The organism is Methylobacterium sp. WL120 (genome assembly GCF_008039465.1).
GTDB classification, from domain to species: Bacteria; Pseudomonadota; Alphaproteobacteria; order Rhizobiales; family Beijerinckiaceae; genus Methylobacterium; species Methylobacterium cerastii.
In genome coordinates, this window is sequence record NZ_VRUT01000211.1 from 1 (window position 1) to 6,449 (window position 6,449).

Consider the following 6,449-nt stretch of genomic DNA (forward strand, 5'->3'; position numbering starts at 1 on the left):
TCGCGGAGGTGCCGCCCGACGCCGTCCCGGTCGAGCCGGAGAGCCAGGTCATCACCTCGCAGGCCGAGCAGGCCGAGCCGCTGGCGCCCCCGCCGCCGGTGGTCGCGCAGGCCCCCGAGCCCGCAAAGCCGGCCGAGCCGGAGAAGCCGAAGGTCGACCTCGCCAAGCTCAAGGCCGAGCGCGAGGCGAAGATCCGGGCGCAGAAGCGCCAGGAGCAGATCGAGGAGGCGCGCCGCGAGGCGATCGAGGAGCGCAAGGAGGCGATCCGCGAGGCCAAGGCGAAGGCCGCGCGCGAGGCGAAGGCCAAGCAGGCCCAGGCCCGCGCGGGCGCCGAGACCCGAAGCTCCGCCTCGTCCTCGCGCGAGAACGCGGCAGGCCGGGCCTCGGCCGGGAGCGATCCGAGCGCGATGCGCCAGTGGACCGGCGCGATCAGCTCGGCGATCCACGGCCGGATGAACCCGGGCGCGGCGGCCGGCACCGCCGGCGGCACGGCGATGGTGCGCTTCACCGTGCTGCGCTCCGGACAGGTCACGAGCGCCGGCCTCGCGCGCAGCAGCGGCGTCGGCCAGATCGACAGCGCGGCGTTGGGCGCCGTGCGCGGCAGCCTGCCGGCCGCGCCCCCCGGCGTGACCCAGTCGAGCCTGTCGGTGACGATCCCGCTCAACTATCGCGTGCGTTGAACAGAGGAAAATGCCGCCGGCGCAAGGTGCCGGCGGGTCCGACGGGCGGCTTCGACGACGCCCGAGGCTACGACGGCACGGGAAAAGTCGCCGTGACTTGGCGTCCGTGCCGCCGCGGCATTCGCCATCGGGGCGCCCGACATGCTACACCACGTTGAGTTCCGCACGCCGCGACGGGTTCGCGGCGGACCGGCGGAGACGATGCGAACCGGCCGCCCACCTGTCCTCGGGTCGCGCCGAACCCGCCCATTCCGACGCCCGGGAGCGCTCCCATCGCACGTGGAGCGCCCTTGGCGCGACGGCACCGGCAGGGACGAAAGGAATACGATGAGCGACGAGATCGATACCGGCGCGGACACCGAGGACGAAGTCCGCACTCCGGAAGAGGAAGCCAAGCACAAGGCCGAGGAGCGGGCCGAACGCGCGGAGCGGGCCGAGCGCATGCAGCGCGAGGGCGCCCAGGCCATGGCCGAGCACATCGCCTCGATCAAGGCCGTCGACGAGCGCACCGTGCGCCTGCGGGCGTTGCGCCTCGCCAAGGAGGCCTCCGACGCGCAGGCCAAGGCCGCCGAGGTCAAGCCGCTGACGAAGGCCGCCGCCGCCAAGGCCGCCAAAGCCGCGGAGAAGGCGGCCGAGAAGGCCGGCGCCGAGAAGGCCGCCCCGAAGAAGAGCGCGGCCAAAGCCGCCAAGAAGGCCTGAGGCGCGACCATGGCCTTCGACCGGACACGCCGCATCACCGATCCGCGCCAGGCGGCCGAGGCCGCCTTCAAGGCGGCGACCACCGCCAAGCCGGCCCCGGCGCCCGCGGCGGCGGCGCCGTCGCCACGCCAGCCTCAGGCCGCCCCGGGTGCGCGCGAGTCGGTGACGTTGCGCATCGACAGCGCCGTGCTGGCGCACTTCCAGAAGGACGGCCCGGGCTGGCAGGACCGCATCAACGACGCCCTCAAGGCGATCGTCTCGGCCTGAAACACACCGGATCATCGGATTTTCGGTTGATCGGCTCGGTGAGTACGGCGCCCGTTTTCCCGGACGGGTGAAGCGTCAGCGGAATCCGATCCGGGACCCAGCTCAGGACGTCGCGAAGCGTCGAAACCCTTGCGCCGTACATGTCGAGCCGCCGACGCGGCCCCTTTATGGTGCTGGGTCCCGGATCACCTTCCGCTGACGCTCCAAGCGTCCGGGAAAACGGCGCGCAAGTGAAGCCTTCAAACAGAATCCGGATCAGGCGGTGCCGCGCCGGATGCGGTTCACCGCACGGTCGAGGGCGCCGAGGAACGCCGAGCGGTCGCGCGCCGAGAACGGGCGCGGCCCGCCGGTGATCGTGCCGGCCTCGCGCAGGTCCTGCATCAGGTTGCGTGTGGCGAGCGCCATGCCGATCGCCGATTCCGAGAACGGCTTGCCGTTCGGGCCGATCACCGTCGCACCCGCCTTCACGCAGCGGCTGGCCAGCGGCACGTCGGCCGTGACGACGACGCTGCCCGCGACCGCCCGCTCGGCGATCCAGTCGTCGGCCGCATCCATCGCGTCGCCGACGACGACGCGCTCGATCCAGGGTTCGCGCGGCACGTTCAGGAAGCTGTTGGCCACGACGTAGACGTGCAGCCCGTAGCGGGCGGCGACGCGGTAGGTCTCGTCCTTCACCGGGCAGGCGTCGGCGTCGACGTAGATCGCGATCGGGCCGGTCACGACGAACGTTTCCCCGCAGCCGCTTTCGGCGTCCGCGGCTTCGGCACGAGGCGGGCGGAGAACCCGGCCGCCATCAGCAGCACGCCGAGCGCGAACTGCGCCCTCGAGATCTCGCCGCCGATCGACAGGACGATGGCGCGGCCGACGACGAGGATTCCGAGGAGCGGCAGGCCGAAGCGCAGCGCCATCCGCAGGCCGGTGAGCCAGGGTGCGCTCATCGCGCGATCCGAAGCGCCGGGCGCTCCGTCTCGATAGGCTGCGGCATCTCGGGGGCGGCCCGCTCCAGGGTCGCGACGGAGAGCGGCTGGCCGCGCCCGCGCAGGGCGTGCGCGCCGAGCGACCGCGCCGCGATGCCCGCCGGCAAGGCGTCGAGGCGGTCGAGCAGGTCCTGCGAGATCAGCATGTTCACGCCCAGCGGCCGGCACAGGGCCTCGATCCGAGAGGTGACGTTCACCGCGTCGCCGAAATAGGCGATCTTGTGCCGATCGACGCCGACTTCCGCCGTCACCACCGAGCCGCCGTGCAGGGCCGCGCGCAGGCGCGGCACGGTGCCGAACCGCGTGGTCCAGGCGGCGGCGTCCGCCTCGATCCGGTCGAGCACGTCGAAGACGCAGGCGACGCAGCGCGCGTCCTTGAGGCCGCGGGCCATCGGCCAGGTGATCATGGCGAGGTCGCCGATGTAGTCGTCGGTGGAGCCGGCGTTGCGCCGCACCGGCTCGGCCAGCGTGGCGAAGATCGCGCCGAGATATTCCTGCGCCCGCAGGTCGCCGTGCGTCTCGGCGAAGGCGGTGGAGCCGACCACGTCGAGGAACAGGAAGATCCGCTCCTCGCGCACCGGCTTGTGATAGCGCCCGACGAGGAAGTTCACGAACACCTCGCCGCCGATGAGGTCGCGCATCCGCACGACGAAGACGAGGAGCGCCGAGACCGCGAGCGAATAGGCCAGCACCCGCGGGGTGATCCGCACCGCGGAGGACAGCGTGTCGTCGGTGAGGCCGAGCGCCCAGACCACCGAGCCGCCGAGCGCGCAGCCGAGCGCGATCATCAGCACGTAGAGCAGTTCGGCCGAGGGCACGTACAGCATCGCCGGCAGGCGGCGCAGGCGCGTCTGCAGGCCGGAGAGGATCAGGCCCCGGTCGAAGGCCAGCACCGTCACGCCGACGGCGAGGCCGTAGATCGTGCCGGCCGCGAGCGAGGTGCCGCCGACGAACAGCAGGTTGTAGAGGAGGCCCGCCCCGCCGGATGCGACGACGATGAGAGCCCAGAACCAGCGATGCTGCGGAAGCATTCAGTGGTCCGCCTGGGCGAGGAACGAGGCGTGAGGCGGACAGGCAGCGTGCACGAAACCGATCCTGAAGCGTTCTCGACCTGGTGCGGAACGAAGCGGGCTGGACGGCGCCCCGCCACAGGAACGGGGCATCGACCAAAGTCTAGGTCCGGACTTGGTGCCGGGCCATTGCTCAACGTCCCATGATGGCGCGATTAAGGCGCAGGCGCCATCCGTTCCGGCGATGGAGCGGCCGCGCCACGACACCGGACCTTCGGGGCGCACGGTGCGCCTCTTCCCGGGCGCACGGTGCGCCTTTTGGAGACAGGATCCACGCGATGCACGCCAGACCTTTCGGCGCGACGGGCCTCAACGTTTCGGTGATCGGCCAGGGCACCTGGCGGATCGACGCCGCCGCCCGCGAGGCGGCCGTCGCCGCCCTGCGCGCGGGCATCGACGCCGGCATGACCCATATCGACACCGCGGAGATGTACGGCGACGGCGAGGCCATCGTCGGCGAGGCGATCCGGGGCGCGCGGGAAGAAATCTTCCTCGTCTCCAAGGTGGTGCCGGGCAACGCCACGCGCCGCGGGGTGGCGCGCGCCTGCGAGCAGTCGCTGCGGCGCCTCGGGACCGACCGCCTCGACGCCTACCTGCTGCACTGGCTGGGCCACCACCCGCTGGAGGAGACCATCGCCGGCTTCGAGGACCTGCGGCAGGCGGGCAAGATCCTGTCCTGGGGCCTGAGCAACTTCGACGTCGAGGACCTCGACCGGGCGCTGCGCATCGCCGGCCCCTACCGCATCGCCTGCAACCAGGTGCTGTACCATCTCGGCGAGCGTGCGATCGAGCACGCGGTGCTGCCGTGGTGCGCCAAGAACGGCGTCGCGCTGGTCGGCTACTCGCCCTTCGGCAGCGGCGAGTTCCCGAACCCCGCCAGCCCCGGCGGCCGCGTGCTGGCCGGCATCGCCGAGGCGCACGGCGCGACGCCCTACGCGGTGGCTTTGGCGTTCCTGACGCGGATGGAGAACACCTTCACCATCCCGAAGACCGGCCGCGCCTCCCGGGCGGTCGAGAATGCCGGCGCGGCCTCCCTCCACCTCAACGCGGCCGAGATCGCGATGATCGAGGCGCAGTTTCCCCGCGGCCCGCGTCCGCGGACGCTTCCCATGCTGTGAAACCCGCGCGACCGTTGCCCGCGTGTCGCGATACAGTCAGCGATTTCGCGCTATCCCTTGCCCCGGGTCCTGGTTCGGCACCCGCGGAGGTTGCGATGGCGGACCGTTCGATCCTGCGGCTAGGCCCTCGCGCCGCCTTGCTCGGATCGACCTTGCTCAAATCGACCTTGCTCGGATCGACCTTGCTCGGATGCGCGGCGCCTGCCGGCGCCGCCGACGGGTCGCCGCTTGCCGGCCCCTACGGCGAGACGCTGACCGTCGACGACAAGGGCATCACGCTGCGCTTTCCCAACGACGCGGCCAAGCTCCGGATCGGCGGCAAGCTGCAGCTCGATTTCGGGGCGGCCGGCATCCGCCAGACCGGGTTCCCCGAGCCGTTCTCCGACAACGTGGGCGTCCGGCGCTCCTGGATCGAGAGCTACCTGACCCTCGGCAAGACGATCGAGCTCGCGTTCCAGTACGATTTCGCCGACCCGATGCGGCCGATCAACGATGCGGCGATCGCCTGGAAAGGCATCCCCGGCATGATCCTCACGGTCGGCAACATGAAGGAGCCCTTCAGCCTCGACCAGCTGACCAGCGACAACAACACCGTTTTCACCGAACGCTCGCTCGCCGACGCATTCGCGCCGGCCCGCAACTTCGGCTTCGCGATCGGCCGGTCCGGTCAGGACTGGACCGTGGTCACCAGCGTCTTCGGCGGCAACGCCAACACCGGCATCCGCAGCGAGGGCGTCGCCTCGACCACGCGCGCGACCTTCGCGCCGATCCACACCGACGACGCGGTGCTCCATCTCGGCATCGCCGGAAGCTTCCGCAGCCTGCCGCGGGACGAGTCGCCGCTCGCCCTGTCGAGCCGCTCGGAGGCGTTCCTGTTCGCGCGGCCCTTCGTGAACACCGGCGACATCCGCGACGCGGCGAGCGTCGGGCGGCTCGGCCTCGAGGCCGCCTACCGCACCGGACGCCTGCTGATCCAGGCCGAGTACATCCGCACCGAGGTGTCGCGCTTCGACGGCGCCCGGTCGGTCTCGTTCCAGGGCGGCTACGTCGAGGCCAGCTACGTGCTCAACGGCCAGGGCCGCGCCTACGCCGTGACGCCGAACTACGGCACGACCTACGCGATCTTCGAGGCGGTGAAGGTCGGCGAGGAGGCGCGGGTGAGCCGCGGCGGCATCGGCGTGTTCGAGCTCGCCGCCCGCGTGAGCGCGATCGACCTCGACGACGGCGCGATCCGCGGCGGCATCGAGCGCGACGTGAGCGTCGGGGTGAACTGGTACCCGGACCGCAACGTGCGGATCATGGCCGACTACGTCCGGTCGCGGGCCGCGCCCTCCGCCCTCCAGGGCGGCCGCGCGATCGACACCGACGTGTTCATCGGACGGTTCCAGGTCGCCTGGTGAGGGGACGCCGCGGGGTCGGTGCAAGTGCCTCGATAAGTGCAATGGAATTGGTGAGTGCAAGTGAATCGGTGAGTGCAAGTGAATTGGTAGGTGGAAGTGAATCGGTAGGTGGAAGTGAATCGGTAGGTGGATGTGCGTTGCCGATCCGGACCTCGCTCCGGTCGGCGGGCGCGCCTCAGGCGGTCAGGGCGACCGGCTCGGCCGGCGCCGCGTGGGCCGCCGCGCGGACGCGGTTGCG

The 6,449-nt window shown here is 71.5% G+C and carries 8 protein-coding genes; 5 read left to right on the forward strand and 3 right to left on the reverse strand.

The genetic code is table 11. The features are described from left to right. The 3 genes from FV229_RS24290 to FV229_RS24300 form a co-directional block, all read left to right on the forward strand. On the forward strand, positions 1-680 hold a 680-nt coding region (locus FV229_RS24290), incomplete at its 5' end, for an energy transducer TonB (protein WP_147754410.1). A 327-nt stretch (positions 681-1,007) separates the two neighbouring features. After that, positions 1,008-1,379 (forward strand): hypothetical protein, encoded by a 372-nt coding sequence (locus tag FV229_RS24295; protein ID WP_147754411.1) that lies wholly within the window; start codon positions 1,008-1,010, stop codon positions 1,377-1,379. A gap of 9 nt (positions 1,380-1,388) precedes the next feature. After that, positions 1,389-1,646 (forward strand): BrnA antitoxin family protein, encoded by a 258-nt coding sequence (locus FV229_RS24300; RefSeq protein ID WP_147754412.1) that lies wholly within the window; start codon positions 1,389-1,391, stop codon positions 1,644-1,646. Positions 1,647-1,901: 255 nt separating this feature from the next. Here FV229_RS24300 and FV229_RS24305 read toward each other — a convergent pair whose 3' ends face one another. Genes FV229_RS24305 through FV229_RS24315 form a run of 3 tightly spaced genes read right to left on the reverse strand, consistent with a single transcriptional unit; the run spans position 1,902 to position 3,654 of the window. After that, positions 1,902-2,366: a YaiI/YqxD family protein gene (locus tag FV229_RS24305; RefSeq protein ID WP_147754413.1), complete on the reverse strand. Its 465-nt coding sequence runs from the start codon at positions 2,364-2,366 to the stop codon at positions 1,902-1,904. Continuing rightward, positions 2,363-2,584 carry a hypothetical protein gene (locus FV229_RS24310; RefSeq protein WP_147754414.1) on the reverse strand — a complete coding sequence of 74 codons (222 nt, stop codon included), beginning with the start codon at positions 2,582-2,584 and terminating at the stop codon, positions 2,363-2,365. The genes FV229_RS24305 and FV229_RS24310 overlap by 4 nt, the downstream gene beginning before the upstream one ends. After that, positions 2,581-3,654: an adenylate/guanylate cyclase domain-containing protein gene (locus FV229_RS24315; protein WP_147754415.1), complete on the reverse strand. Its 1,074-nt coding sequence runs from the start codon at positions 3,652-3,654 to the stop codon at positions 2,581-2,583. Before FV229_RS24315 ends, FV229_RS24310 begins: the two co-directional genes overlap by 4 nt. A 317-nt stretch (positions 3,655-3,971) precedes the next feature. Between FV229_RS24315 and FV229_RS24320 the strand changes: the two genes are divergently transcribed. Together FV229_RS24320 and FV229_RS24325 are read left to right on the forward strand one after the other, a co-directional pair. Next, a complete protein-coding gene (locus FV229_RS24320; RefSeq protein WP_147754416.1) occupies positions 3,972-4,811 on the forward strand; it encodes an aldo/keto reductase in 840 nt (279 codons plus the stop codon). A gap of 152 nt (positions 4,812-4,963) precedes the next feature. Next, complete coding sequence (locus tag FV229_RS24325) at positions 4,964-6,211, forward strand: porin (RefSeq protein ID WP_246688324.1); 1,248 nt, start codon at positions 4,964-4,966, stop codon at positions 6,209-6,211. The last annotated feature ends 238 nt before the right edge of the window (positions 6,212-6,449 follow it).

Bases quoted from the DNA above. Each gene is read 5' to 3' on its own strand.
- FV229_RS24295 (WP_147754411.1), top strand. From the start codon at position 1,008: ATGAGCGACGAGATCGATACCGGCGCGGACACCGAGGACGAAGTCCGC.
- FV229_RS24300 (WP_147754412.1), top strand. From the start codon at position 1,389: ATGGCCTTCGACCGGACACGCCGCATCACCGATCCGCGCCAGGCGGCC.
- FV229_RS24310 (WP_147754414.1), bottom strand. From the start codon at position 2,584: ATGAGCGCACCCTGGCTCACCGGCCTGCGGATGGCGCTGCGCTTCGGC.
- FV229_RS24315 (WP_147754415.1), bottom strand. From the start codon at position 3,654: ATGCTTCCGCAGCATCGCTGGTTCTGGGCTCTCATCGTCGTCGCATCC.
- FV229_RS24320 (WP_147754416.1), top strand. From the start codon at position 3,972: ATGCACGCCAGACCTTTCGGCGCGACGGGCCTCAACGTTTCGGTGATC.